Here is a 24,761-nt window from a genome sequence, read left to right as displayed (position 1 = left end):
CATGCAGTGGGGATTGGGGAGTGTGTCGGCGGGGGTCGGGCGTGCGGCGGATGCGGCTGGGCGAGCTATGGGTGGCGAGCGGGCTGTTGGCGTCGGCGCAGGTGGAGTCGGCGCTCGCGCTCCAGGCACGGTGGCGGTGCAGGTTGGGAGAGGCCGCGGTGAGGATGGGACTGCTCGGGCCGGAGCAGCTGCTCATCACGTTGGCTCGGCAGCTCCAGGTGCCCTTCATCCGCCGCGAGGGCCTGGAGCGTGTGCCGGCGGGAATGCTGCGCTGCGTGCCAGCGCGGGTGCTCGAGCGCCTGCGCGTCTGCCCGTTGCGGGTGGAGTGGCGTGACGAGGTGCGGGGCACCGTCTTCGTGGCCACCAGCGAGCCGGGCAACCTGGAAATGCTCGACGACATGGCCTTCGCCACGGGGTGCGCGGTGCGCCCGGTGCTCGCGCTCGCGGAGGACATCGAGCACCTGCTGCGGCACCAGGGGATCCTCCACACGCGGGCCCGCTCCATCGACCTGGACCCCGCGGACGCGCACGTGCGGTTGCACATCTTCCGGGACTCCGTCGCGTCCTGAGCTCACGGGCGCACGTGCCGCTCGAGGCCCCGTGGAGTCGTCCCCGCCGGGCCGCACAGCCGGCGCAGCATCGGCACCAGCACCGGTGTCATCAGCGCCAGCATGACTCCGCCCATCAGGTCCACCACGTAGTGGAAGGACAGGTAGACGGTGGTGAAGATGATGGCGGCCACGTGCAGCGTCAGCGGCACCCGCATCCGGGGGAAGGCGCGCCAGCCGAGCCCGAGCAGCACCAGGGACACGGCCGTGTGCGCGCTGGGAAAGGCATTCAACAGGGTGCCCTCGCTGAACAGGAGGAAGGCGCGGATGGCGTGGCTGATGGCTCCGCCTCCCAATAGCGCGTCCTCCAACTCGACGGGGACGCGCGGCCCCAGCGTGGGAAAGAGGAAGTAGCCCACGTACGAGAGCAGGAAGGTGGCCACCGTGGTGAAGACGAAGCGATGGAACTCTCCCCGGCGGTGCTGGATGTAGAGGGCCGCGCCCAGGGCCACCGGTAGCGCGTAGTAGCTCACGTAGACGAGGTAGGACGCGTCCGTGAACCACGAGGGCCGGCCCAGGGCATGGTGCCAGTGCCAGGCGAGGTTCCCGAAGAGGCCCTGGTCCAGCTCCCGCCACCGGTCGTCCCAGCGCACCGGATTGACGGCGGGAATGAGCGGCCCGAGCGCCGTGAAGAGGATGAGGACCACGGGCAGCGAGATGAAGGCATGCAGGACGCGCCCCACGTGCGTGCTCTCGCCCCACATGGCCACCCCCAGGAGGAACGTCGCCGTGGCCGCGAGGACTCCCAGGAAGGGCAGCGGCCTGGGGAGGAAGCACACGCCCAGCATGGCCAGCACGGCGAGCGACCCGAGCAACAGGCGGTCCACGGGCAGCAGGCTTTCCTCGAAGCCCACGCTCTTGATTGAAGCCGCACCCACTTCTTCCTCCTCTCGGAGGGTGGAGTCCGTACGTCGGGGATGCAACGGGCTCGGGAATCGAGTGTCCGGCCGGGACATCGCGGCGCCCGGGGCCATGGAGCCGGTGGTGGGCCAGCCCCATCTTGGGGCCCTCACATGAGGAGATGCCATGCCGTTGCCGAGACTCCGGATTCTCCCTCCCCTCATGGCCGGGTTGCTTGCCTGCAGCGGCCACTCGTCCTCTCCGGAAGCGTCCCCCGGGGTGGCGCCGTCCACGGTGACGCTCTCGCCCACGGAGCAGCTCGGCAGGAGCCTCTTCTTCGACAGGAACCTGTCGGAGCCACCCGGGCAGGCGTGCGCCTCCTGCCATGACCCCCGGGCGGGTTGGACGGGGCCCTCCTCCACCGTCAACGCACATGCCGTCGTCTACGAGGGCGCCGTGGTGGGGCGCTTCGGCAACCGGAAGCCTCCGTCGGCCGCGTATGCCACGCAGTCGCCGCTCTTCCACCTCCTCGACCGGCAGGGCTCATTCGAGGGCGGTGCCTTCTGGGACGGCCGCGCCACCGGCGAGCGGTTGGGCAATGCCGCCGCGGGCCAGGCCCAGGGGCCCTTCCTCAACCCCGCGGAGCAGAACAACGCCAATGCGGCGGCCGTCGTGGCCAAGGTGTGCGGCGCCCCGTATGCGCCCGCCTTCCGCGCGCTCCTGGGCGGGGACATCTGTGACGGCGCCCACGTGGAGCGGGCCTATGACGGCATTGCCCGGGCCATCGCGGCCTACGAGGGCTCTCGCGAGGTCAATGCCTTCTCCTCCCGGTACGACGCGTATCTGGCCGGGCGGGCCTCACTCTCGGCTCAGGAGCTGGAGGGCTTGAATCTCTTCGAGGGCAGGGCGAAGTGCGCGAGGTGTCACCCGAACCGGCCCGGCCCCCAGGGCGAGCCACCGCTCTTCACCGATTACACGTATGACAACCTAGGCGTGCCGCGGAACCCGGAGAGCCCCTGGTACACCCAGACGGAGTCCAATCCGCTTGGCGCCGCCTGGGTGGACAACGGCCTGGGGGCCTTCCTGGCGACGCGGCCGGACTTCCGCTCGTACGCGCGGGGAAACCTCGGGCTGCACAAGGTTCCCAGCCTGCGCAACGTGGACAAGCGGCCCCGGCCCGACTTCGTGAAGGCCTACGGGCACAACGGCTACTTCAAGAGCCTCGAGTCCATCGTCCACTTCTACAACACGCGGGACGTGCTGCCCGTGTGTCTGCCGGGCAGTCCCAACACCCCTGGCACCGACTGTTGGCCAGCGCCGGAGGTGGGGCTGAACGTCAATGAGGAGGAGCTGGGGAACCTCGGGCTGTCGGAGGCGGAGGAAGCCGCGCTCGTCGCCTTCCTCCGGACGCTCTCGGATGGATACCTCGAGCCCTGAGTGTCACCTACCCGCCGAGCACCTGGAGGGCGCGGGCGTAGTAGGCATCGCGGCTGGCCTTGCCGTTGTAGCCGCCGTTCACACGGTAGGTGATGGCGTCGAAGTTGCCCGCGTCCGCGTAGCTGTTGAGGTTGCGCGAGTTCCAGAACCAAGCGGCGGTGCGGAAGCCCACGTCGGGGTCCGCGGCGCGCGTCGGGTTGTTCTCCAGGTCGATGCCCAGCGCCTGTCCCGCGGCCCGGTAGTTGGACCGGCCGGTGAGCTGGATGGGACCACGGCCCTTGTAGCGCACGCCGTCGCCGGGCTGGGTGTTGCCCAGGTCCGTGCGGCCCTCGTAGGCGGCGCCCGAGGCGATCTCCTCCATGTAGCGGAACTCACCGCTCTCGTGGGCGAGCTGCGCGAGGAAGGCGGCCTGGCGCCGGGGCGTGTTGATGCCCGCCTCGGCCATGGCGGCGTTGAGGTGCGGCAGCATCTGGTTGGCGCGCGCCTCGGACAGGTTGGGCATGATGGCGCGCAGCTGTTGCAGGCTCACGCCGCCGCCCGCGCCCGGCCCGGTCGGACCCGTCACGGGCCCCGGCCCGGTCACAGGACCACTCGGCGTCGGAGCCGAGCCACCGGGGATGGAGAGGCGCTGGCCGATCTGGATGAGGTTCGGGTTGGAGATGCCGTTGGCCTGGGCGATGGCGCTCACCGTGGTGCCGTAGCGGGCGGCGATGCCACTGAGCGTGTCGCCCGGCTGCACCGTGTAGCTCTGCGACGACTGGGACGGGGGCGGGGTGCTGGGGCTCGAGCCTCCGGCGCCGGGGATGGAGAGGCGCTGGCCGATCTGGATGAGGTTCGGGTTGGAGATGCCGTTGGCCTGGGCGATGGCACTCACGGTGCTGCCGAAGCGGGCGGCGATGCCACTGAGGGTGTCACCCGACTGCACCGTGTAGCTCCGCGACGACTGGGACGGAGCCGGAGCGCTGGGGCTCGAGCCGCCGGCGCCGGGGATGGAGAGACGCTGGCCGATCTGGATGAGGTTCGGGTTGGAGATGCCGTTGGCCTGGGCAATGGCGCTCACGCTGCTGCCGAAACGGGCGGCGATGCCACTGAGGGTGTCACCCGACTGCACCGTGTAGCTCCGCGACGACTGGGACGGCGCCGGGGCGCTCGAGCCGCCGGCTCCGGGGATGGAGAGACGCTGGCCGACCTGGATGCGGTCCGGATTGGAGATGCCGTTGGCTTGGGCGATGGCGCTCACGCTGCTGCCATGGCGCGCGGCGATGCCGCTGAGCGTGTCGCCCGGTTGCACCGTGTAGCTCGTCGAGGCTGCCTCGAAGCGATCCGAGGCGCTGGCCGTCGGACGGCGCGGCGCGTCGAAGCCATCCGGGATGATCAGCGTCTGACCCGCGAAGATGCGGTTGCGATCCTGGAGGTTGTTCGCCTTCGCCAGCGCATCGACGGAGGTGTTGTACTTCTGGGCCAGACCACTGAGTGTGTCGCCCGGGCGGATGGTGTGTACGGCCATGATGAGCCCCGAGGTGGAAGATGCGTCCGGGGGATTATCGGACTCACTTCCTCAGAAGTTGCGTCTCCCCGGCCTGGCCCTGGTCGATTCTGGTCCGTCCGGCCTCCTGCCCCTCGGACGAGCGCTGATCCGGCACCTTATTTCGGGGGAAGGGAGTGGAAGGGCTCTTCGTTTTGGTGGCGATGGAAGGACCTCCCTCCTCTTCGAGCGATGCTGCTACCCCTGGCGATGTCGAAACCCCGCGCAATGAATTGGCCGCCCCCGTGATGGAGTGGGTCGATTGGAGCGATGCCTTTGTCCGGGCCACCTCGTGGTTGGATGACATCCACGCGCAGATGACCCGGGGTGGAGACGTCCAATCTGGCATGGACTCCCTGCACAAGGGCCTCCGGACCCTCCAGCGCAGATGGGACCGGGAGGAGTGGCGACGCTTCTGCCTGGAAGCCGTCCGCACCCACCCGTTGCGCGAAGTCATCCACCAGTGTCCCTTCACCCGCCACGCGTTCGAGCGTCCGCGCGGGTATGCGGGGGACGCCGCGCTGATCGACTACCTCTATAACGACCACGCGCACGTGGAGGGCCTGGAGCACGAGGCCCGTGAGATCTACCGCTACATGCACGACCAGCCGAGCGCACGCAGTGTGCGCGAGCGCCGGGAACTGCTGGCGCGGGAGATCGACGCCACGGCCGAGCGTGTGCACCTGCCCCGCATCCTCTCCGTGGCGTGTGGCCACCTGCGCGAGGCGGAGCTGTCCAACGCCGTGCGGGACCACCGGCTCGGCGAGCTGATCGCCTTCGATCAGGACCCGCTCAGCCTGGCGGAGATCGCCCGCGAGTTCCCCACCGGCCCGGTGCGGACGGTGTGCGGCTCGGTGCGCTCCATCCTCCTGGGGAAGACAGTCTTCCGGGACATGGACTTCGTGTACTCGGCGGGTCTGTACGACTACCTCGCCGAGGGCACCGCCGCCCGGCTCACCCGGCTGCTCTTCAACATGCTGCGCTCCGGCGGGAAGCTGCTGGTGGCCAACTTCGCCGTCCTGCCTCCCGAGTCGGGCTACATGGAGGCCTTCATGGACTGGTGGCTCGTCTACCGCGACGAGAACCAGATGAGGGCGCTCACCGCGGAGATCGATCCCGCGGAGCTCGCCGAGGTGAAGCTGTTCCGCGACAGCGTCAACAACGTCATCTACCTGATGCTCACGCGTCGGTAGTGCCGTTGCCGCTCCGCGGCTCCTCGGGGCCGCGGCGCGGCAGGGTGACGGTGAAGGTGGCGCCCTTGCCCGGGGCGCTCTCCACTTCGATGGTGCCCCCGAGCGCCTGGACGATCTCCCGGACGATCCACAGCCCGATGCCGAAGCCGCCGTAGTGGCGCACGGACACGGCACGCTCGAAGCGCTCGAAGATGCGCGCGGCGTCCTCCTCGGCGATGCCGATGCCCTCGTCGCGCACCCGAAGCCGGGCCTGGTGGGCATTCCCTTCCACGGTGATGCTGATGGGCCGGCCCGCGCCGTACTTCGTCGCGTTGGTGAGCAGGTTGAGCACCACCTGCTCCAGCCGCATGGCGTCCCAGTGCCCCACCATGCTGGGAGGCAGGTCCAGCCGCAGCTCGCACTCGGCCCGGGACAGCGCCTCGCGCGAGCGCTCCACCACCCCGCGCACCACCGTCACCAGGTCCACGTCCTCGAGCTTGCCCAGCAGTTGCCCCTGGGCGATGCGCGAGATGTCCAGCAGCTCGTTCACCAGCTTGCCCAGGCGCTGCGTCTGGAGGTTGGCCGACTCCAGCTTGGCGCCGAGCCGCTCCGGAGGCAGCCGCTCCAGGCCCTGGCGCAGCTGGGACATGAGGCCCTGGATGTGGAGCTGCAGCGAGGTGAGGGGCGTCTTCAGCTCGTGCGCGGCGATGGACAGGAAGTCGTCGCGGCGCCGCACCGCCTCCTGCTCCTCGCGGTAGAGCCGGCCTCGCTCCTCGGAGAGGGCGGCCATCTGCTCGAAACCCTCGGCGTTCTCCAGCGCGGCGCCGGCCAGGATGCAGACGAAGGAGGCCAGCCGCTCCTCGTCCTCGCCGAAGAGCTCGCCCACCTGCCGGTGGCTGACGCACACGCACGCCACCGTCTTGCCTCGCACCTGGATGGGGGCGCACAGGAGCGAGCGCACGCCCAGCAGCTCCATGCTCTCGCTCACCCCGCCGGGCATGCCCTGGCCCATCACCACCGGGCGTCCCGTCTCCAGCGTCCGGCCAATGGCGGTGCGCGCCACGCCCGCCGCCGCCAGCTCGTCCTCGGGCAGCAGGGCCTCCGGCTCGAACACCACGCAGTGCTCCGGGCGCAGCAGCTCCATCATGGACTGGCGCGCGGCCTCGAAGACCGCCTGGCGGGTGAGGGCGGAAGCGATGCGGCGGCCCGCCTCCAGCACGCGGGGGAAGCGGTCCACCAGCGACAGGGTGTCCGGACGCTCCGTTCCTCCCGGCCCCTCCTGGCCCAGTCCCTGCTCCAGCTCCTGCAGCTCGCGGGTGGCCGTGTCGATGTCCGTGGCGGTGCCGGGCCAGCCCAGGGCGCGGCCCACCTCTCCGCGTGCCAGCAGCGACTGGGCGCGCTCGTGGCGCATGCCCAGCTCCCGGGCCACGCTCAGGCTCTGCTCCAGCCAGCGGCGGGCGCGGCGCGGGCGGCCGGACATGGCCGCCAGCAGGGCCCGCTCGCGCAGGGCGTGGGGCAGGTTGTTGCGGTAGGTGTTCGCCACGTCGTGGGCCCGTCGCGCCACGTGCTCGGCCCGCTTCAACAGCGCCTGGCGCTCCAGCGGGGCCAGCGAGGACACCTGCTCGGCGCGCTGGCGCAGGGCCGTGGCCAGCCAGCCCGGGATGGGGGCCACGTACTCCGAATGCAGGTGCGCCGCCTCGGCGATCCGTTCCGCCTCCTTCAACGTGGCCACCGCGCCCTCGGCGTCTCCCTCGCGGAGCTGGCGGATGGCCTCGGCTTGGAGCACTCCCGCGTGCGACTGCGGATCCGCCTCCGGGTTGGCGATCTCCCCTTCCAGCAGGCCGCGGGGGATGCGGCCTCCCGAGGCCTTTCCCCAGGCCTCCAGCGCCAGCCGGACCGCGTACCGGTCTCCAATGGCCAGGGCCTCGCCATGCAGCCGCTGGCTGGCCTCCAGTGCCTCCTTCAACTTCCCCTTCCGGTAGAGGCACATGATGGTGTTGAAGGTGGCGTTGTTGACCTCCCAGCGGTCGCCCGTCCGGTCCAACAGACGCACCGCTTCCCGGCACTTCTCGATGCTCTCGTCGAAGCGGCTCTCCGCGTAGAGGGCCAGGGCATAGAAGTGCAAGGTCTGTCCTTGTCCCCACACGTCCCCCATCTCCCGGCGCATGGCCAGGGACTTCTCCGCGTAGGCATTGGCCCGGCGGAACCAGGGGAGGGTGGTCATGGCCGGCGAGTGCTCCGAGTAGGCCTGAGCCAGCTCGGGGGTGGGCGGGTAGCGCTCGGCGATGTTGAGGTCGCGCAGGTGCGCCCAGATGACGGCCATGCGCCCGCGGAGGTACCAGTAGTTGTAGGCCAGCCGGCTGTAGATGTGGACGGCGAGCAGGTCCTCCTCGCTCTTGTCGAGGGGCCGGCGCGCGAGCCACAGCCTGGGCAGGAGGGTGTGGCCCGCCTGCACGCCCACCTCCCAGAGGGCCGCGAGGCTCAGGGCGGCGGACGAGCGGGGCACGAAGCGGCCGAGCAGCCGCAGGGCCTTCTCCATGGCGGCGTTGCCCTCGTCCACGTTGCCGCGCCGGAAGGCCAGCTCGCCCAGCTTGGCCAGGGTGCGGGCCTGCTCCAACCGGTCATGGGCCAGGGACTGGGCCAGCGCGAACTGGGGCTGGGCGGCGTCGTAGCGGCCGCGCAGCATGAGCACGTCCCCGAAGCCGGCGGCGATGCGGAAGCGCAGGCCCGGGTCGGCTCCGGCCGCGCCGCGCTCGGCGATGCGGTAGTTGTGCTCCGCCGTCTCCAGGGCGAACTGCTGCCGGGCCCGCTCCGCGGCCAGCAACGCATGGGGCAGGGCCATGGCGTACTCGCCCGCGGCGTCGAAGTGGTAGGCGAGCTCGAAGGGGTCCGCCGGTGGGTTGGCCGCGATGGCGCGCGCCGCCAGTCGGTGCAATTCCCGGCGCTCCTCGGGCTTGAGGAGGCCCAGCAGCGCCTCGCGCAGCTTGTCGTGGACGAACGTGTAGCGGCCGCCACTGCCCTCCCACAGCATGTGCCGGCGCCTGGGCTCCACCAGCGCCGCCGCCACGCGCTCGCGCGGCGTGCCCGACAGGGACGCCACCCGGTCCAGGTCGAAGCCCTTGCCCAGCACTGCGCCCACGGACAGCAGGCGCAGCGACTCGGGCGGCAGCAGCTTCAGCCGGCGCACCAGGAAGGAGGCCGCCTGCCGCGAGGAGCGCACATGCGCCATGGCCTCCGGCTCCACCTGCCAGCCTCGGGGGCCCGCCACCAGCGCGCCGTCCTCCACCAGCCCGTGCAGCACCGCCGAGGCCATGAAGGGGTTGCCCTCTGACAGGCGCACCACCAGGTCCATGGCCTCACGAGGTAGGGTGCCGGCCATGGACTCGAGCATGCGCGCCACGTCCGCGGGCCCGAAGGCCGTCAGGCGCAGGTGCGCCGCGGGGTTGAGCCGGCGCAGCACGTGTCCGGGGCCCACCTCCTCGCTGCGGAAGGACACGATGATCATCACGTGTCCCCCCACACTGCGGCGCGCCTGCTGCCAGCTCTCCAGGGACCGGAGCGTCGGCTCATCGGCCCACTGCGAGTCCTCGAGCAGCACCACCGCGGGTTCCGACTCGGTGCCCAGCGCGCCCAGCAGCAGGGTGAGGGCCCAGATGCCGCGGCTCTCGCCCAGGGACTCGGGGCCGAGGCCCTGCTGATGAACGGGGCGCAGCACCGGCTGCAACTGGGGCAGCACGGTGCACACCGCCGCGGCCTGCTCCTGCAGCCGCTCGCGCAGCAGCTCCGCCAACGCGGGTCGCTCCTTGGCCGCCGCGGCGATGCCCGAGGCCACGTCCGCGAAGAGCTGGAAGGGCCGCTGCGCGGACTGGGCCACGGCCTGTCCCTGCAACAGCCAGGCGCGGTGCTGGCGGGCGCGCGTGGCGAACTCCTCCAGCAGCCGGCTCTTGCCACCGCCGCTCTCGGCCTCCACCACCAGCAGCCGTCCCGGCTCCGTGCGGGCGCGCTCCAGCTCGCGCTCCAGCAGGGCCAGCTCCTCGTGGCGTCCCACGAAGGAGGGCTCGGTGAGGCTGTGGCGCATGTCGTGCGCGCCCGCCACCAACTCCGGGTCCTGCTCGCCCCGGGCCAGGGCCGCCTCGATGGCGCGCAGGTCCTCGCGTGCGGACTCGGCGGACTGGTAGCGGTCCTGCGGGTCCGTCTGCAGCAGTCGCGCGACCACCTCCTCCAGGGCGCGGGGCACCTCGATGCCCACGCTGCGCAGCCGGGGCCGCGAGGTGAGGTGCTGGCGCAACACCTCGCCCACGGAAGCCCCGTCGAAGGCCGGGTGGCCGGCGAGCGTCTCGAAGAGGACGGCGCCCAGCGCGTACAGGTCCGAGGTGGCCTCCACGGGACGGTTGAGCAGCCCGGCCTGCTCGGGCGACAGATAGCGCGCGGTGCCCACGGGCAGATCTCTCAGGGACGGGTCCAACCGTTCACTGCGCGCCAGTCCGAAGTCCACCAGGGTGGCGCGGGTGAGGGTGGGACGGCCCTCGACGATGATGTTGGAGGGCTTCACGTCCCGGTGGAGGATGCCGTGGGAGTGGGCCTCGGCGAGGGCGGCCAGCACACACTGGCCCACGACGAGGGCCTCGGGCACGGAGAGGGTGCCGCTGGCGAGCCGCTCCTGGAGCGATACCCCGGCCACGAAGGGAGTCACGAGGAAGAGCAGGTCGCCGCCCGTGCCGAAGTGCAGGACGGGCACCAGATAGGGGCTGCGCAGCGAGCGAAGCACACCGGCCTCGTGCTCCAGACGCTGTCGGGCGGTGGGCACCAGGGAGAGGGCGGATGTTGTCTTGATGACGAGGCGGGCGCCGGTGTGGAGATCCACCCCGAGCCACGTGGTGATGCCACGGCCCTGCTTGATGCGCTGGGTGAGTTCGAAGCGGTTGCCCAGCCGCCTGCCGGGGTGCGCCCCTTCCAGAGAGGGTCCCGCCTGTTCGTAGCCCTCCGCCATCAATGCCCTCCCCCTCTGGTCGCACCACCGTTGGTGGTGGGGTCGGCGCGTCATCGACAAGCTTGGGACCGCAGAGTGCGGTGCCAAGGGGGACGAGGCGGCTTCATGCACCAGAGGGTAGGGTGCTTCAAATGGAGAGGGTCCCTTGCTTGTGCATCCCCTCGAGCGCGGGCACGAGGGCCCGAGCCATCGGCCGGAGGGCAGACGGGCGGGCGGTGCTCATTCCCGGTAATGGCGGCCGTAGATGAAGGGATGGACCCTGGGAAGGGACCCGTGGAGTGCCTCGGGTCCCTTCCGGGTCAGTGCTCACTCCCGGAGACGGGAGCGTCACCCGGAGCGTGGCTCACAGGTCTCCACTGAAGGTTCCGGTGAACCGGATGCTGCTCTTGCCTGTCTCGCTGCAGGTGGCATCGAAGGTGACGCTCCAGCTCGGCACGTCCGAGTTCCAGGTGACGGTACCCGTCCATGTGGAGCAGCTCTTGGTGCTGTCATAGCTGCTGAGCGATAGGTACACCCGGGAGTTGGGCAGCGAGATGACCTCTCCAGGGGTTGTCATGGGGCGCTTCAGGGACAAGGAGATTTGGTAGTAGGTGGGTTTGGGGCACACGACTCCGCCCGCGTCCGGCCTGAGTTGCAGCGCGAAGGCGTTGTCCTCCGCGCATTGCGAGGTGACGGTGCAGTAGGGCTGTTCCGGGTCATAGAGGAAGTAGCTGCCGCTCATGGCGGGGTTCGTGAGGTTCCAGCGGCAGGTTGGCTTGGTGGTCCGGCAGCACCCGGGCGAGCCTGGAAGGCACTGGGTGGTGAAGCACCCCACGGGATTCGTCGTGGAGCCACCGGTGCACTCCGTGGTGAGCACGGCGTCCGTCCCTGTCTTCGTGCAGGCCCAGAGCTTCGAGCCCTCGCAGAACGAAGCGCCCGGTGTGCACATGGGCGTGCCGCCAGCGGAACCCGGCGGGCCCTGCGGGCCTACGGGGCCTTGAGGGCCCGTATCACCCTTGGGCCCAACGGGACCCGGAGGACCTCCCGAGGGGCCTTGCGGACCCATCGGTCCCTGCGCGCCTTGCGGTCCCTGCGCCCCTTGCAGACCCTGCGGTCCCTCGAGCTGCGTGCACGCGCTCAGCAGATAGCCCATCAACAGCGTGGCCAATGCCACACGGATACCTCGCACCAATGCCCCTCCTTTGGGTTGATTCGCGGGCACGTTAATCGGGCTTTGTTCTCTCGCGGAGCCAAAGATTACACGCGGGCTGTGGATTTTCTGTGAGTGGGCGTTGTGATACGCGGCGTGGCACCAGTCCACCATGCAGCCGACGCCCGCCATGTCGCCCACCTTCGGCTTCGTGACGTGCTTGCCCGCCTGCTTGATGCGGCCGATGAGCTCGTGGCGTTCGCACACCCCTCTCACTTCCGGTAATCGCAGCCAGTCAGTCGCACACTGTCAACCATCGGTTCACAGCCTGTCTGCTCCCTGAACGTAGTCATTCGAGGAGCTGGCGCGTACTTCTATTCGTGAACGGGGCGCACCGGCTCCGGATCCGCGCAGTCGGCTCGGCATCACAAGATGAATGAAGGTCCAATGAGAAAGAGCATCATCATGAGAAAGACCATTGGGTTTTTAGGACTTCTGATCAGTTCATTCTGGGTCATGGCTGCCTGCAGCCTGCTGGCGAGTCCGGCGAGAAACCTGGCGCTCGGAGATATGTCCAATGGCGCGGATAATTTCTACACGAGCGATAGGGTGAACATGCAGAAGATTACCTTGAAGAATCAATACAAGATGGACGTCGTGGGGAATCTTTTCGTTCCCAAGGACTTGAATCGGAATGCAAAGAATCCGGCGATCGTCGTCGGGCATCCCATGGGTGCGGTGAAAGAGCAGAGTGCGAATCTATATGCCACGAAAATGGCTGAACAGGGATTCGTTACTTTGTCCTTGGATTTGTCTTTCTGGGGCGAGAGTGATGGCCAGCCTCGCAACGCTGTTTCGCCGGACATCTATGCTGAGGATTTCAGTGCCGCGGTGGATTTCCTGGGCGCCCAGCCATTTGTTGACAGGGAGCGGATTGGTGCCATTGGAATTTGTGGCAGCGGGAGCTTTGTCATCAGTGCGGCCAAGATTGATCCGCGCATGAAGGCCATCGCGACAGTCAGCATGTACGATATGGGCGCTGCCAACCGCAACGGGCTCAGGCATTCCGTGACCCTCGAGCAGAGAAAGAAGCTCCTCGAGGAGGCAGCGCAGCAGCGCTATGCGGAGTTCACGGGAGGTGAAATGAAATACACCAGCGGGACGCCTGAGCAGCTGGATGGGAATTCAACTGCGATTGATCGCGAATTCTATGACTTCTACCGCACTTCCAGAGGTCATAGCCCGAACACCACGACGCATCCAACGCTGACCAGTAACGTTAAATTCATGAATTTCTACCCATTCACGGACATAGAGACGATTTCTCCTCGTCCTATGCTTTTCATCACGGGTGAGAACGCTCATTCCAGAGAGTTCAGTGAAGATGCCTACAGGCTTGCCGGTCAACCCAAGGAACTGGTCATTGTTCCTGACGCTGGCCACGTGGATCTTTACGATCGTGTCAACCTCATTCCATTTGACAAGTTGACCACCTTCTTCCGGGACAATCTAAAGTAACCCAAGCATCGCCAAGAGCGCCTAACGGACGCGCCGCGAGCCAGTTCTAAAGAAAGTCATTCGACTCTGCCATGTCTGCTCAGGTCCAATCACGTCCGGCGAAGTCCGGTCTTCCTCTCGTCACCTACGTCCTGGGGGCCGGCACGTTCCTGATGGGAACGACCGAGTTCATCACCGCGGGCCTGCTGCCTGAGGTCGCACGCGATCTGGGAATCTCGGTCGCCAACGCGGGGATGATGATCACGGTGTTCGCCATCGGCATGATCGTCGGCTCCCCGCTCATGGCGATCGCGACCCTCTGGCTTCCGCGCCGGGTCACGCTGAGTCTCGCGCTCGGAATCTTTGCCATCGGTCACGTCGTCCTGGCTGCGAGCTCGAACCTCACGCTCCTGCTGGGCGCGCGTTTTGTCACTGCCCTCGCAACCGGTGCGTTCTGGTCGGTGGCCGCGGTCGTCGCGGCGCGTGTCGCCGACGACAAGGCGAGTGTCCGCGCTATGGGGATCGTGCAGGCGGGAGGAATGCTCGCCGTCGTGCTCGGCGTCCCGCTAGGCGCGTTCGCGGGCCAGCTCATGGGGTGGCGCGGCCCGTTCTGGGCGCTCGCCGTGCTGGCGGCTGTCAGCGCCGTCATTGTCTTCCGCATGGTGGCGCCCGATGACGCGAATCGTCCGCTTCCTTCGGTACGTGCGGAACTTGCCGGGCTGCGGAACCTGCGAGTGTGGCTGGTTCTCGCCAGTTGCGCGATCGTGTGCGGTTCGTCGCTCGCCGCATACAGCTTCATCTCCCCGCTGCTGACGGAGAACGCGGGGCTGACCAGCGCGATGATCCCGTTCGTTCTCGTCGGCTACGGTGTCGGTGCTTTCGTGGGCTCCTTCCTGGGCGGTCATTACGGCTCTCACCGGCCGTATGTCGTCTTGTTCGTCTCGGCGACGATGATCTTCCTGGTGCTCGCCGCGCTTTGTTTCTTCTCGCACGGGCCGATCCCAACGGTGGTGCTGGTGGCGCTCCTCGGCCTGTTCGGCATGTCCACGAACCCCATCCTCATCTCGATGGCCGTCCGATTCGCCGGTCAGGCGCCGACGCTTGCATCTGCACTCACCACGTCCTCCTTCAACCTGGGCACGGCGATCGGCTCGTGGATCGCCGGGATCGCTCTGGAGACGTTCCTGGGTGCGACGGGACCCGTCGTCGTGGGAACCGTCATCGCCGTTCTCTACTTCATTCCGCTGGGTCTTCTGGTTGCCAAGGAGCGAACCGCTGTACCGCTCCGGCGGAGTCCACACCCATCACCCAACAGGGCTTGATGGCCCGTTTCCATCCCGACGTCTGGTCCTGCGCGCGCGAACCGTATCTCTAGAGAGACATGTCGGGCATCCGAGGGAAGGGGGTCGTCGTCACGGAGGCATGCGCTGCGCGGTTCATCGTGGCCAGCGCACGCACTCGAGAAGTGCATGGCGTCACCCCCTCATCGCGGCCAGCTCCTTGGCCGTCTCGACGAAGAGGCGGAGCGGCCCGGAGCGCTGCGCGCGACTTGGGTAGTAGAGGAAGAAGCCGGGGACGGTGGGCGCGTAGGCCTCGAGCACCCGCACGAGCCGCCCGGAGCGCAGATGCTCCTGCACCGCCGGCTCGAAAACGTACGCCAGGCCCAGCCCCTCGACCGCGAACGCCACGCTGGTCTGTTCGTCGTTGGTGGCGACGCCGCCGCGCACCGGCACGCGCCAGTTCCTGCGTCCGCGCTCCAGCTCCCAGGCGTAGGGGGTCCCGGTCGTCTGTGAGCGCAGGGTGATACACTCGTGGCGCAGCAAGTCCTCGGGACGTTCGGGGGCCCTATGGCGCGCGAGGTAGCCGGGTGCGCCCACCACCACGAAACGGAAGGGGTTGGTCAGTCGCACCTGCACCATGTCGCGCTCGAGGAACTCGCTCAGGCGTACGCCCGCGTCGTAGCCTTCCGCGACGACGTCCACGAGGCGATCTTCGATAACGATGTCCACCTCCACGCGCGGGTGGCGCTCGCGAAAGGTGGGCAGCACCGGGGTGATGACGAAGGGCACGGCCGCGCGCGGGACCGACAGCTTCAGCCTCCCCACGGCCTCCCCGGGCTGCGCCGACACCCCTTGGAGCGCGGCGAGTGCTTGCCCCAGGCCTGGGCCCGCGTCCTCCACCAGTCGCCGTCCCGCCTCCGTCAGCGCCACGCTGCGGGTGGTGCGGGTGAGTAGCACCACGCGCAGCTGCTCCTCCAGCTGCCGCACCGACTTGCTCACCGCGGCCGTGGAGACGCCGAGCTCGCGTGCCGCACCGCGGAAGCTCTTGAGGCGCGCGACGGCAAGGAACACATGGAGCTGCGGGAGGAGAACCGTCTTCATTGCAGTGGCTCCTGCGAAGCGCCGGTGGAGAGCTTCGTGACGGCCCGGCGGAGGAATGCCGCGACGTTCGGCGAAGAGGCCCTCTACTTTCAACCACCGGTTAACAGCCCATTCGCCTCCGGGGCCTTGTCCGGGGGGGAGCAGGGGCGTACCTCTAGACGATGGCAAGGATGAACGAGAAGGGACGCTTTGAAGGGAAGGTCGCGTTCGTGACCGGCGCCGCCAATGGCATCGGACGGAAGGCCGCGCTCGTCTCCGCGCTCGCGCTGGCGGCGGCCCCGGTCCATGCGCAGCAGCCCGTTCGCACTCAGGTAAAGGCCATGAAGATTCGACTGACGATGGGGGAGAAGGTCCTGACAGCCACCCTGCGCGATAACGAGACGGCACGCGACTTCGTCTCCCTGTTGCCGCTGACCCTGACCCTTGAGGACTACGCGGCGACCGAGAAGATCAGCGACTTGCCGCGCAGGCTGTCCACGAAGGGCGCGCCTGCAGGCACCGCTGCCGCTGCCGGGGACATCACCTACTACGCCCCCTGGGGGAACCTGGCCCTTTTCCACCGAGATTTCCGCCACTCGACCGGGCTCGTCACGCTCGGGAAGCTCGACGGCGGCGTCGAGGCCCTGAGGGAGCCCGGTCCGCTGAAGGTGCGGATCGAGCTCGCCGAGTAGGATGCGCGCGTGAGCCAACTCCTGGTGACAACTCCGTTGACGCTCACCGCTGGCAGTGCCACCGGAAAGGCCGCTGGGGCTGGAGCGAGCGTGGCTCCGGCCCCGCGGCTCGCGACTACTTGTACTCCACCGTCAGGACGGCGCCGGTGCCCTCGGTGAGGAAGACATAGGCGGTGCCGGCCTGGTTCTGCGTGAACTGGAGCCGGGCCTGCGTCTTGCCCGTCTTGTTGATGGCGGCGAGTCCCTCGGCGTTGAAGTCCGTGGAGCTCTGGGTGCCGGTGGTGAACTTGATGAGCTCGGCCACACCGGAAGCCGTGGCGGCCGCGGTGAAGTCGGCGGTCTCCGTGGTGGAGGCGGTGCCGAACGCCCCGTTCTTCAGGTCGACCGTGAGGGTGTTGGCGGAAGGATCCGCCCACGGGTCGGCGGACGAGGAGGACAGCGTCACCTTGAGCGAAGCGCGCGTGAGGGTGGCGGTGTCCGGAATCGAGGACGTGTCGAACGAGAAGAACGCCCGGTTGTACTTGGCGTCCGCGCCCTTGCCGATGGCCGGAGTGGTGTACGTGCCCACCGCGGGGGAGCTGCCATCCGCGTTCGCCTTCACATACCCGTCATCGGCCGAGATGCTGCTGAACGTGACGACGGTCGCCGCCCCACCGCTGCTGTTGCTCACGGTGACGGAGGTGTCGTTGTCGGTGCCCACGTTGTTCGCGGCGTCATAGGCCTTGGCCATGAGTGAGTGGCTGCCGTTGGCCACGCCCGCCGTGTTCCAGGTGAAGGCATACGGCGAGGTGGTGTCAGTGCCAGCCAGCGAGCCATCGACGTAGAACTCGACCTTCGACACGCCCACGCCATCCGAGGCGCTCGCCGTGACGTCGACCGTGCCGCTGACGGTGGCGGCGTTGGCGGGGGCGGTGACGTTCACCGTGGGGGGAGTGGTGTCGGCGGAGGCGCTCGGCGGGCCGAGGGTGATGCCGTCCACCCACGCCTTGGCGCGGCTGATGTTCGAGCCGGTGTCCGTCCCGGTGACGATGAACTTCAGCGTGACGTTCCGGTTGGCATACGCGGACAGGTCGAGGTCCGCGCGCTGCGTCCAGTTGGACTCGGAGAGGGAGCCGGCGCCGGTCTTCGACGCCGAGTCCACCACGTGGTCGGTGCCGTCGTTGACGACGACCTTGAAGGCCACGGACGCGGAGGTGTTGGCGGCGGAGAGGTCCAGCTTGCGCCAGTAGGAGAGCCGCGGGTTGGACGTCAGGGCCACGGCGACGCTGGCGGTGCGGGTGACGGTGTTGAAGGCGGGCGTGGCGGAGCCGAGGATGGACTGGCTGCCGGTGACGCCGGTCTGGTCGCTGGCGTCGAGCGCCCACTCGGTGAGGCTCCAGCCCGCGTTGTCGGGGCCGCTGTTGGAGAAGCGCTCGGTGAAGCGGACCGAGCCCTGGTCCACCGTCACGGCCACGGCCGTGGAGAGGGCGGTGTTGCCGGCGGCGTCGGAGGCCCTGGCCTGGAGGCTGTGAATGCCGGTGGAGGTCCCGGTGGTGTTCCAGTTGAACTCGTAGGGCCCGGCCTGCTGGGCGGGTACGCCCTGGCCCACCACGGAGCCGTCGATGAGGAACTCGACCTTCGTCACGCCGATGTCATCCGAGGCGGTGGCGGCGATGTCGATGGCACCGGCCACGGTGGCACCGGCGGTGGGGAAGGTGATGGCCACGGTGGGGGGCGTGGTGTCGGAGATGCCGCCCGTCACGGTGACGGAGACGGTGCTGGAGGTCGCGGTATTACCGGCGGCGTCGGAGGCGCGGGCGACCAGGGTGTGGGTGCCGTTGGTGGCCGCGGCGGTGTTCCAGCTGTACTCGAAGGGCGACGCCGAGTCGGTGCCCACGAGCGTGTTGTCGATGGAGAACTCGACCTTCGCCACGCCCACGTTGTCACTGGCGTTGGCGGTCACCTTCACCGTCCCGCTCACGCTGGCGCCATTGGCCGGAGCGGAGATGCTGACGGTGGGGGCGGCGGTGTCCGAGTTGTCGAGCCCGAAGAACTTCGCCACGTACCAGGTGGAGCAGATGTCCGTGTCGAGCACGTAGGCGCCCGCGGTGCCGCACGCGACGCTGGTGCCGGGGAACTTGGTGGCCGGGTCGATGGGCGTGCCGTGCCCCATGCCGGTGATGGCATAGGTCTCCACGAGGGCGTTGCCCGCGGCGTCCTTGTAGACCTTGTGGGGGTAGCCGGCGACCGTGTCGCTGACGTCCTCCTTCATGTCGATGCCGTGCACCGTGGTCCACTGCTCCACGGCCTCCGTCTGGTTGGTGTTCTTCACGGTGTAGTCGGACGTGCCGTGCCAGATGGAGATTTTGGGATACCGGCCGGTGTAGCCGGAGTAGGCGTTGCGGACCAGGTCGCCCCACTGCTGGGGCGTCTTGTCCACGCCCGGGCTCATGCAGGTGAAGGCATCCGTCATCGAGGTCGCGCACTTGTACGGGATGCCGGCCATGCTGGCGGCGCCCGCGAAGACATCTGGGTAGGCCGCGGCCATGACGTGCGTCATCGCGGCTCCCGCCGACAGGCCGGTGACGAAGACCCGGCTCGCGTCGATGGAATAGTCCGTCTTCATCTTGTCGACCATCTGCTTGATGGAGAGCGCCTCGCCCTGTCCTCGGGCGATGTCACCCGGCTCGAACCAGTTGAAGCAGGTGTTCTGGTTGTTGGAGCTCAGCTGCTCCGGATAGAGCACGTAGAACTTGAGCTGGTCCGCCAGCGCGTTCCAGCCGGTGTTGGTATAGGCGTCCGCCGTCTGGGTACAGCCGTGCATCGCCACCACCAGCGGGGCATTCGCGGGCACGCCGGCCGGGACGTACTTCCACATCTTCAGGTTGCCGGGGTTCGTCCCGAAGCTCGTCACCTGGGTCAGCGCGCTGTGCACCTGTCCCACGGGAGGTGGGGCTTCTTCAGGGGGCGGTAGCTCGTTGCATCCGAAGACAGCCAGCGTCAGAAGTGCTCCCGCGGCTCCTGCGATACGTCGCTTCTGCATGCATCCTCCCGGGAAAGGGGAGGTAATGCCTTAGCATAATTCCTTGAATACTGCTTATGCCGTTGCATGCAAGGGAATGCGCCCGTGCATGACGCGTGATGTCAAGATTGTGGCGCCGAGGACCGCGCGAACATGAAACTACCATCATGTAAACATGAATCTTTCATCAGGTGTGGCCTGGGTTGGCATGACGCGCAATGTCAAAGCCGCGCGGTGCGGGTGAACATGAACCGACCATCATGCAAACATGAATCTGGCATCAGGTGGCGCTAGGATGCCGCCGCCGCCCGTGATGGCCGGCCCCTCCGTCCCCCGACGTCTCCCACAGGAGCCACACATGAGGATGTCCAAGCACTCCCTCCGCTTCTACGCGACCGGGCTCGCCGCCTGCGCGCTGCTCGCGTGCGACCCCAAGACCGGCAAGCCGACCGACCCCGGCGGCGAGGAGGGAGAGGTGTCGGCGGCGAAGTGCAAGGCGCAGATCGCCGCCCGGCAGGATGAGCTGCGCGCCGAGGGGGTGGACGTGGCCGCCTGGTCCTTCCACGACGCGCCCGAGATGCTGGATCCCGGGCTCACCGCGCGGCAGACCCCTGGGACCTTCAAGCAGTACGACGGCAAGTACCGCCCGCTGACCAACCACCCCGGCTGCACGGTGGAGAACCTCTACTACGACAAGTCGAACACCTCCGGCACCACGCCCTACGCCGACGGCAACAACGATGGAAAGTGGACCGGGCGCGTCGACTTCGGCGGCCCCAACGTGGCCAAGAACTTCGTCGACGGTGACAAGGCCACCATCCCCGGCTACCCCTGCGCCGCCAAGGAGTACAAGCAGCCGGACGAGGACACCTCCAAGCCCATCGTCATCCTGGTGCACGGCAACTCCACCCGGCCGCACACCTGGGAGAAGTTCCTGCTGCCGCCGGGCACGGCGATCAACGCCGCGGTCGAGAAGGTCCAGTTCAATCCGGACACGGCGGAGCGGCCCCAACTCGCCGAGCAGCTCATCGCCGCGCACTACCGCGTCATCGCCGTGGACTTCCGCACGGATCTGATCGCCACCGTGGACCCCTCCGCCAACAGCAGCACGGAGAACGCGGCGGGCAACATCGACCACGGTTGGTCCACGCCCATCCTCGAGTCCCTCATCAAGGCGGTGATGAAGAACAACCCCGGCCGCAAGGTGGCCCTCGTCGGGCACTCGCTGGGCGTGACGGTGGTACGTGATGCCCTCCGCCGGCTGTACGTGGAGTACGCCGACGGCAAGCCGGAGGCCATCAACCCCTTCCCGCAGGTCAGCCACGTCATCGTCGGCTCGGGCGCCAACCACGGCGTGTCCACCTATGACGCCGGGCTGTGTACCGCCAACCCCACCATGCGTGGCACCATCGTCTGCGAGATGGGCAGCCGCTCCAACTACGTGCAGACGTACTTCCACAAGCCGCTCAACGGCCCGAAGGACCTCTTCGCCACCCCGTGCGCGGATGGTGACTACGCCTTTGGCAAGACGGGCCAGTGCGGCGGCAACGTGGTGAAGTACCTGACCATCACCATGACGGACATCCAGCAGGGCGCCAACTACCAGGACTACTACGTGTCCGAGGCGGCCTCGCGCATCGACATGCCGGGGTGCGTGGAGAACAAGCTGACGACGCTCAACGACTACGACACCAGCGGTTACTTCAGCAAGGGCTTCATCGCCAACCACTTCGGCTCCCTGCGCTCCGATGCGGGCCTGAAGCTCGCCATGGAGTTCCTGGCGAAGTAGCCGTCGTCTCCCCGGTCTCAACCCGCCGCCCGCGGCAGTGGCTGCCCGCGCGGGCGGCGGCCCCTCTTTCGAGAGCAGCCGCAGAGAGAGTCCTCCCCCATGAATCCGTCGTTCTCCGCCGCGTCCCGTCTAGCGCTCGCGTGCACGCTGGCGTCCGCCCTGGTGTCGGGCGCGGCCCGGGCGCAGGCCACCGAGGCCTCCGCTCCCGCTCCCTCCGAGGCCCCCGCCGCACAGGCCGCGCCTCCCCCCGCTCCCGAAGCCGCTCCCGCGAAGCCGGACCCCGCCGTCAAGCAGGACCCGGAGGCGCTGGTGCTGGGCCCCCCGACGCCCGCGACCCGGCCCCTCTTCGCCCTGGGCACGGACACGTACTTCCTCAGCCCGGTGCTCTCCATCGCGGGCGGTCTCCAGTCGGAGAATCTGCTGGTCAACCCCAACCCGGGGAAGGAGGGCCGTATCACCACGGTGGCCCTCGCGCGCTTCGGAGCGGAGGGGCGGCTGGGTCCCTACGTCACGTTCCGCAGCGAGTTCGAGCGCAACATCCGCGCTCACGGCTCGGGCATCTGGGAGGGCACGGCCTCGATGTCGGTGCGCGACCAGGTGCTGCGCCTGCAGCGCTGGGGCGCGACGGTGGAGGCCGGCATCCTCCTGGACCCGGCGAGCGTGGACTACTTCTCCGCGCACATGGGCGACGTGCTCATGGCGGACAAGTACACGCGCGACCCGTTGCTCTACAGCGGCTTCAACCGCGGCCAGGGCGTGCAGGCCCGCTATACGCGCTGGGGCTTCACCGTCGGCCTGAGCTACACCGAGGCCAACCCGCTGAGCTCCTCGGCCTCGTACATGGTGGGCGGCTCCTTCGGTGGCAACAGCCGCTTCTGGGAGAGGCCCCTGGCCAACTTCCGCAACGGCCAGCCGGACGATGACATCCACTTCCGCGTCATCAGCCCCTCGCTCTCCTACGAGCACCCCTGGTTCGAGGCCAAGGCCATGGCCCAGGTCTTCAACATCAACTACCAGGCCTCCTCGACGGAGGATCCGCCGCTGACGGGCTACAACCTGCGCGGCAACGTGAAGCTCAAGCTCAAGGGCATGGTGCCGGCGCTGCCCTTCGAGGTGACGCCCTTCTTCAACGTGGCGCGCGTGCAGAACGACGTCGTCAACTCGGCCGCGGGCTACGCCAACCAGCTCCTGAACACCCCCTTCGACGCGCTCACCCTGTCGGGCGGTCTGGACGTCTTCTTCTTTGGCAGGTCGGGCGTGGGCTTCAACTTCGCGCGCGTGGATGACCACACGCCCTCCTTCGTTCCCCCCACGGGAAGCAACCCCGCCAGCGAGCCTGTTCTCTCCACGAGCACCACGTACTTCAACGTGGGCGCGACCTGGTGGATGTTCGATCAGGTGGCACTGGGTGCGCGCGTCGCCACGTATTCGAAGAAGATCGAGGGCAAGCCCGAGCTGGAGGAGAAGGACCTGTCGGGCTTCCTCACGCTGCGGATGATTCTCTGAGAGGCATGCACATGGGAGAGCTGACGGGGAAGTGCGCGCTCGTGACGGGCGCGGCGAGTGGTATCGGCCGGGCGGTGGCCGAGGACCTGGGCGCGCGCGGGGCCCGGGTGCTGGTGTCGGACCTGGACGAGGCCGGTGCGCGCGAGGTGGCCAGCAAGATTCCGGGCGCCATCGCGCAGCGGGCGGACGTGTCCTCGCGCGAGGAGTGCCGGGCGCTGGTGGAGCGGGCCCAGAAGGAGTGGGAACGGCTCGACATCCTGGTGAACAACGCCGGGTTGCAGCACGTGTCCCCGGTGGAGGAGTTCCCGGAGGAGCGCTGGGAGCTGATGATCCGCATCATGCTGGTGGGGCCCTTCCTGCTGACGAAGTACGCCCTGCCGCTGATGTACGCGCGCAAGTGGGGACGCATCATCAACGTCTCCTCGCTGCACGGGGTGGTGGCGTCGCCGTACAAGTCGGCCTACGTGTCGGCCAAGCACGGGCTGATGGGGCTGACGAAGACGGTGGCGCTCGAGGCGGCGGACAAGGGCGTGACGGTGAACGCGATCTGCCCCAGCTATGTGCGCACGCCGCTGGTGGAGAAGCAGATCGCCGACCAGGCCCGGGTGAACAACCTCACCGAGGCCGAGGTCGTCGAGCGCATCATGCTGGCCCCGGCGGCGGTGAAGCGCCTGCTGGAGCCCTCGGAGGTGGCGGCGTACGTGGCCTTCCTGTGCTCGGAGGCCGCGGGCGGCATCACCGGGGCCGCCCAGATGATGGACTGCGGCTGGACGGCCCGCTGAGGCTCAGGCCACCTCGCGCTGCTTGTCGGTCCCCGAGGCACTCTCCTCGGGGGCCTTGGCGGCCGGGTCGGTGAGGTGCTCGCGGAACGTCTCGGCGGAGAGGTAGACGGAGACGAGCGTGATGAGCGCCAGGCCCACCATGTAGAGGGACACGGGCCAGGCCTTGCCGCCGGACTCCGTCAGCAGGAAGGTGGCGACGAGCGGCGACAGCCCCCCGGCGAACACGGAGGCGAGCTGGTAGCCCAGCGAGGCGCCGCTGTAGCGCACGCGCGTGCCGAAGAGCTCGGAGAAGAAGCTGGCCTGGGGCCCGTACATGGCGGCGTGGGCGATGATGCCCAACGTAATGGCCAGCCAAATGAGGCCCGTCGTCTTCGTGTCGATGAGCCAGAAGAAGGGGAAGGCCAGCACCGCGCAGGCCACGGCGCCACCGAGGTAGACGGGACGGCGGCCGAGCACGTCCGAGAGCGCCCCGAAGGAGGGGATGGCCACCAGGTGGACGGAGGTGGCTACCAGCACCGCGGTGAGCATGTCGGAGCGCTCCAGCTTGAGCTGCCCGGTGCCGTAGGTGAGCACGAAGGTGGTGACGATGTAGAAGAAGCCGTTCTCCGCGAAGCGCGCCCCCATGGCGAGGAGGATTTGCTTGGGATAGGTGCGCAGCGCCTCGAGCGCGGGAATCTTCGAGCTGGCGGCGGGGGCCTTCGTGCTGGCGGCCTGGTGCGCGCGGAAGGCGGGGGACTCGGCGACGCTGTGGCGGATGAAGACGCCAATGCCGATGAGCACCGCGCTGAAGAGGAAGGGCACGCGCCAGCCCCACGCCACGAATTGCTCCTCGGGCAGGCGGGAGAAGATGGAGAACACGGCGTTGGCCACCAGCAGGCCCGCGGGCGCGCCCATCTGCGGCCAGCTTCCATAGAAGCCGCGCCGGTTGGCGGGGGCATGCTCCACGGCCATCAGCACCGCGCCTCCCCACTCACCGCCCAGGCCGAAGCCCTGGAGGATGCGCAGCAGCACCAGCAGGATGGGAGCCCACACGCCGACGCTCGCGTAGGTGGGCAGCAGCCCGATGCCGAACGTGGCCGCGCCCATGATCATCAGCGTGGCGCTCAGCATGGACTTGCGGCCGATCTTGTCGCCGAAGTGGCCGAAGATGATGCCGCCGAGCGGGCGCGCCACGAAGCCCACCGCGAAGGTGGCGAACGCGGCGAGCGTGCCCATCAGCGGATCAAACGAGGGGAAGAAGAGGCGGTTGAAGATGAGCGCCGCCGCGGTGCCGTACAGGAAGAAGTCGTACCACTCCACGGCCGTGCCGATGAAGCTCGCGGCGGCCACCTTCCAGATGTTCGTGTGCTGGGATTGCTCCGTCACGATGTCTTCTCTCGCGTGGGGATGGGGGGCTTCCTGCATAGTCCCTCCACCCGCGGGAAGACAACCCG

Annotated in this window: 16 protein-coding genes; 9 read left to right on the top strand and 7 right to left on the bottom strand. The window is 68.4% G+C overall.

Annotation, left to right across the window (positions count from 1 at the left end; translation table 11 throughout):
• Positions 1-20 precede the first annotated feature (20 nt).
• A complete protein-coding gene (locus DAT35_RS12275; RefSeq protein WP_158501668.1) occupies positions 21-569 on the top strand; it encodes a pilus assembly protein PilB in 549 nt (182 codons plus the stop codon).
• Positions 570-571: 2 nt separating this feature from the next.
• Here the strand turns inward: DAT35_RS12275 and DAT35_RS12270 are convergent, their stop codons facing one another.
• Entirely contained in the window at positions 572-1,486 is a 915-nt protein-coding gene (locus tag DAT35_RS12270; RefSeq protein ID WP_158501667.1) for a phosphatase PAP2 family protein, read from the bottom strand.
• Positions 1,487-1,634: 148 nt separating this feature from the next.
• On the opposite strand from DAT35_RS12270, the gene DAT35_RS12265 reads away from it, so the two are divergent.
• Complete coding sequence (locus tag DAT35_RS12265; RefSeq protein WP_233261429.1) at positions 1,635-2,885, top strand: cytochrome-c peroxidase; 1,251 nt, start codon at positions 1,635-1,637, stop codon at positions 2,883-2,885.
• Positions 2,886-2,892: 7 nt separating this feature from the next.
• Here DAT35_RS12265 and DAT35_RS12260 read toward each other — a convergent pair whose 3' ends face one another.
• A complete protein-coding gene (locus DAT35_RS12260) occupies positions 2,893-4,392 on the bottom strand; it encodes a LysM peptidoglycan-binding domain-containing protein (RefSeq protein WP_108067113.1) in 1,500 nt (499 codons plus the stop codon).
• Between the two features lie 266 nt (positions 4,393-4,658).
• Here DAT35_RS12260 and DAT35_RS12255 point away from each other — a divergent pair, with 266 nt between their 5' ends.
• Positions 4,659-5,603 carry a class I SAM-dependent methyltransferase gene (locus DAT35_RS12255; protein WP_233261446.1) on the top strand — a complete coding sequence of 315 codons (945 nt, stop codon included), beginning with the start codon at positions 4,659-4,661 and terminating at the stop codon, positions 5,601-5,603.
• Here the strand turns inward: DAT35_RS12255 and DAT35_RS12250 are convergent.
• Together DAT35_RS12250 and DAT35_RS58915 are read right to left on the bottom strand one after the other, a co-directional pair.
• The gene (locus DAT35_RS12250) at positions 5,590-10,572 is read right to left on the bottom strand and encodes an ATP-binding protein (RefSeq protein ID WP_108067111.1); all 4,983 of its coding nucleotides are present in this window, start codon (positions 10,570-10,572) and stop codon (positions 5,590-5,592) included. The genes DAT35_RS12255 and DAT35_RS12250 overlap by 14 nt on opposite strands.
• Before the next feature lie 343 nt (positions 10,573-10,915).
• Positions 10,916-11,500 carry a collagen-like protein gene (locus DAT35_RS58915; protein ID WP_158501666.1) on the bottom strand — a complete coding sequence of 195 codons (585 nt, stop codon included), beginning with the start codon at positions 11,498-11,500 and terminating at the stop codon, positions 10,916-10,918.
• A 666-nt stretch (positions 11,501-12,166) separates the two neighbouring features.
• Here DAT35_RS58915 and DAT35_RS12240 point away from each other — a divergent pair.
• Both DAT35_RS12240 and DAT35_RS12235 read left to right on the top strand, forming a co-directional pair.
• Positions 12,167-13,219 carry an alpha/beta hydrolase gene (locus DAT35_RS12240; RefSeq protein WP_108067255.1) on the top strand — a complete coding sequence of 351 codons (1,053 nt, stop codon included), beginning with the start codon at positions 12,167-12,169 and terminating at the stop codon, positions 13,217-13,219.
• A gap of 71 nt (positions 13,220-13,290) precedes the next feature.
• Positions 13,291-14,520 (top strand): MFS transporter, encoded by a 1,230-nt coding sequence (locus tag DAT35_RS12235; RefSeq protein ID WP_199242868.1) that lies wholly within the window; start codon positions 13,291-13,293, stop codon positions 14,518-14,520.
• A gap of 153 nt (positions 14,521-14,673) precedes the next feature.
• On the opposite strand, the gene DAT35_RS12230 is transcribed toward DAT35_RS12235, so the two are convergent.
• Positions 14,674-15,579: a LysR family transcriptional regulator gene (locus DAT35_RS12230; RefSeq protein WP_108067110.1), complete on the bottom strand. Its 906-nt coding sequence runs from the start codon at positions 15,577-15,579 to the stop codon at positions 14,674-14,676.
• Between the two features lie 170 nt (positions 15,580-15,749).
• Here DAT35_RS12230 and DAT35_RS12225 point away from each other — a divergent pair, with 170 nt between their 5' ends.
• The gene (locus DAT35_RS12225) at positions 15,750-16,250 is read left to right on the top strand and encodes a cyclophilin-like fold protein (protein ID WP_233261428.1); all 501 of its coding nucleotides are present in this window, start codon (positions 15,750-15,752) and stop codon (positions 16,248-16,250) included.
• Positions 16,251-16,365: 115 nt separating this feature from the next.
• Here the strand turns inward: DAT35_RS12225 and DAT35_RS12220 are convergent, their stop codons facing one another.
• Positions 16,366-19,272, bottom strand: coding sequence for a PHB depolymerase family esterase (locus tag DAT35_RS12220; protein WP_233261427.1), 2,907 nt, complete (start codon positions 19,270-19,272; stop codon positions 16,366-16,368).
• Positions 19,273-19,609: 337 nt separating this feature from the next.
• Between DAT35_RS12220 and DAT35_RS12215 the strand changes: the two genes are divergently transcribed.
• From DAT35_RS12215 to DAT35_RS12205, 3 genes are all read left to right on the top strand, one after another.
• A complete protein-coding gene (locus DAT35_RS12215) occupies positions 19,610-21,040 on the top strand; it encodes a triacylglycerol lipase (protein WP_158501665.1) in 1,431 nt (476 codons plus the stop codon).
• 99 nt (positions 21,041-21,139) lie between these two features.
• The gene (locus DAT35_RS12210; RefSeq protein WP_108067108.1) at positions 21,140-22,546 is read left to right on the top strand and encodes a hypothetical protein; all 1,407 of its coding nucleotides are present in this window, start codon (positions 21,140-21,142) and stop codon (positions 22,544-22,546) included.
• 11 nt (positions 22,547-22,557) lie between these two features.
• Entirely contained in the window at positions 22,558-23,328 is a 771-nt protein-coding gene (locus DAT35_RS12205) for a 3-hydroxybutyrate dehydrogenase (RefSeq protein WP_108067252.1), read from the top strand.
• Positions 23,329-23,331: 3 nt separating this feature from the next.
• Here the strand turns inward: DAT35_RS12205 and DAT35_RS12200 are convergent, their stop codons facing one another.
• Entirely contained in the window at positions 23,332-24,693 is a 1,362-nt protein-coding gene (locus tag DAT35_RS12200; protein WP_233261426.1) for an MFS transporter, read from the bottom strand.
• Positions 24,694-24,761 lie beyond the last annotated feature (68 nt).

It is taken from the genome of Vitiosangium sp. GDMCC 1.1324 (assembly GCF_003044305.1).
Lineage (GTDB): Bacteria > Myxococcota > Myxococcia > Myxococcales > Myxococcaceae > Archangium.
Note: the sequence above shows the minus strand (reverse complement) of the source record. Positions and strands in the feature narration are given on the sequence as shown.

What these genes read in the sequence shown, in the direction of transcription:
- DAT35_RS12230 (WP_108067110.1), bottom strand. Translation starts at nt 15,579, where the DNA reads ATGAAGACGGTTCTCCTCCCGCAGCTCCATGTGTTCCTTGCCGTCGCG.
- DAT35_RS12250 (WP_108067111.1), bottom strand. Translation starts at nt 10,572, where the DNA reads ATGGCGGAGGGCTACGAACAGGCGGGACCCTCTCTGGAAGGGGCGCAC.
- DAT35_RS12210 (WP_108067108.1), top strand. Translation starts at nt 21,140, where the DNA reads ATGAATCCGTCGTTCTCCGCCGCGTCCCGTCTAGCGCTCGCGTGCACG.
- DAT35_RS12220 (WP_233261427.1), bottom strand. Translation starts at nt 19,272, where the DNA reads ATGCAGAAGCGACGTATCGCAGGAGCCGCGGGAGCACTTCTGACGCTG.
- DAT35_RS12235 (WP_199242868.1), top strand. Translation starts at nt 13,291, where the DNA reads ATGTCTGCTCAGGTCCAATCACGTCCGGCGAAGTCCGGTCTTCCTCTC.
- DAT35_RS12265 (WP_233261429.1), top strand. Translation starts at nt 1,635, where the DNA reads ATGCCGTTGCCGAGACTCCGGATTCTCCCTCCCCTCATGGCCGGGTTG.
- DAT35_RS12240 (WP_108067255.1), top strand. Translation starts at nt 12,167, where the DNA reads ATGAGAAAGACCATTGGGTTTTTAGGACTTCTGATCAGTTCATTCTGG.
- DAT35_RS12255 (WP_233261446.1), top strand. Translation starts at nt 4,659, where the DNA reads ATGGAGTGGGTCGATTGGAGCGATGCCTTTGTCCGGGCCACCTCGTGG.
- DAT35_RS12225 (WP_233261428.1), top strand. Translation starts at nt 15,750, where the DNA reads ATGAACGAGAAGGGACGCTTTGAAGGGAAGGTCGCGTTCGTGACCGGC.
- DAT35_RS12215 (WP_158501665.1), top strand. Translation starts at nt 19,610, where the DNA reads ATGAGGATGTCCAAGCACTCCCTCCGCTTCTACGCGACCGGGCTCGCC.
- DAT35_RS12260 (WP_108067113.1), bottom strand. Translation starts at nt 4,392, where the DNA reads ATGGCCGTACACACCATCCGCCCGGGCGACACACTCAGTGGTCTGGCC.
- DAT35_RS12205 (WP_108067252.1), top strand. Translation starts at nt 22,558, where the DNA reads ATGGGAGAGCTGACGGGGAAGTGCGCGCTCGTGACGGGCGCGGCGAGT.
- DAT35_RS58915 (WP_158501666.1), bottom strand. Translation starts at nt 11,500, where the DNA reads ATGTGCACACCGGGCGCTTCGTTCTGCGAGGGCTCGAAGCTCTGGGCC.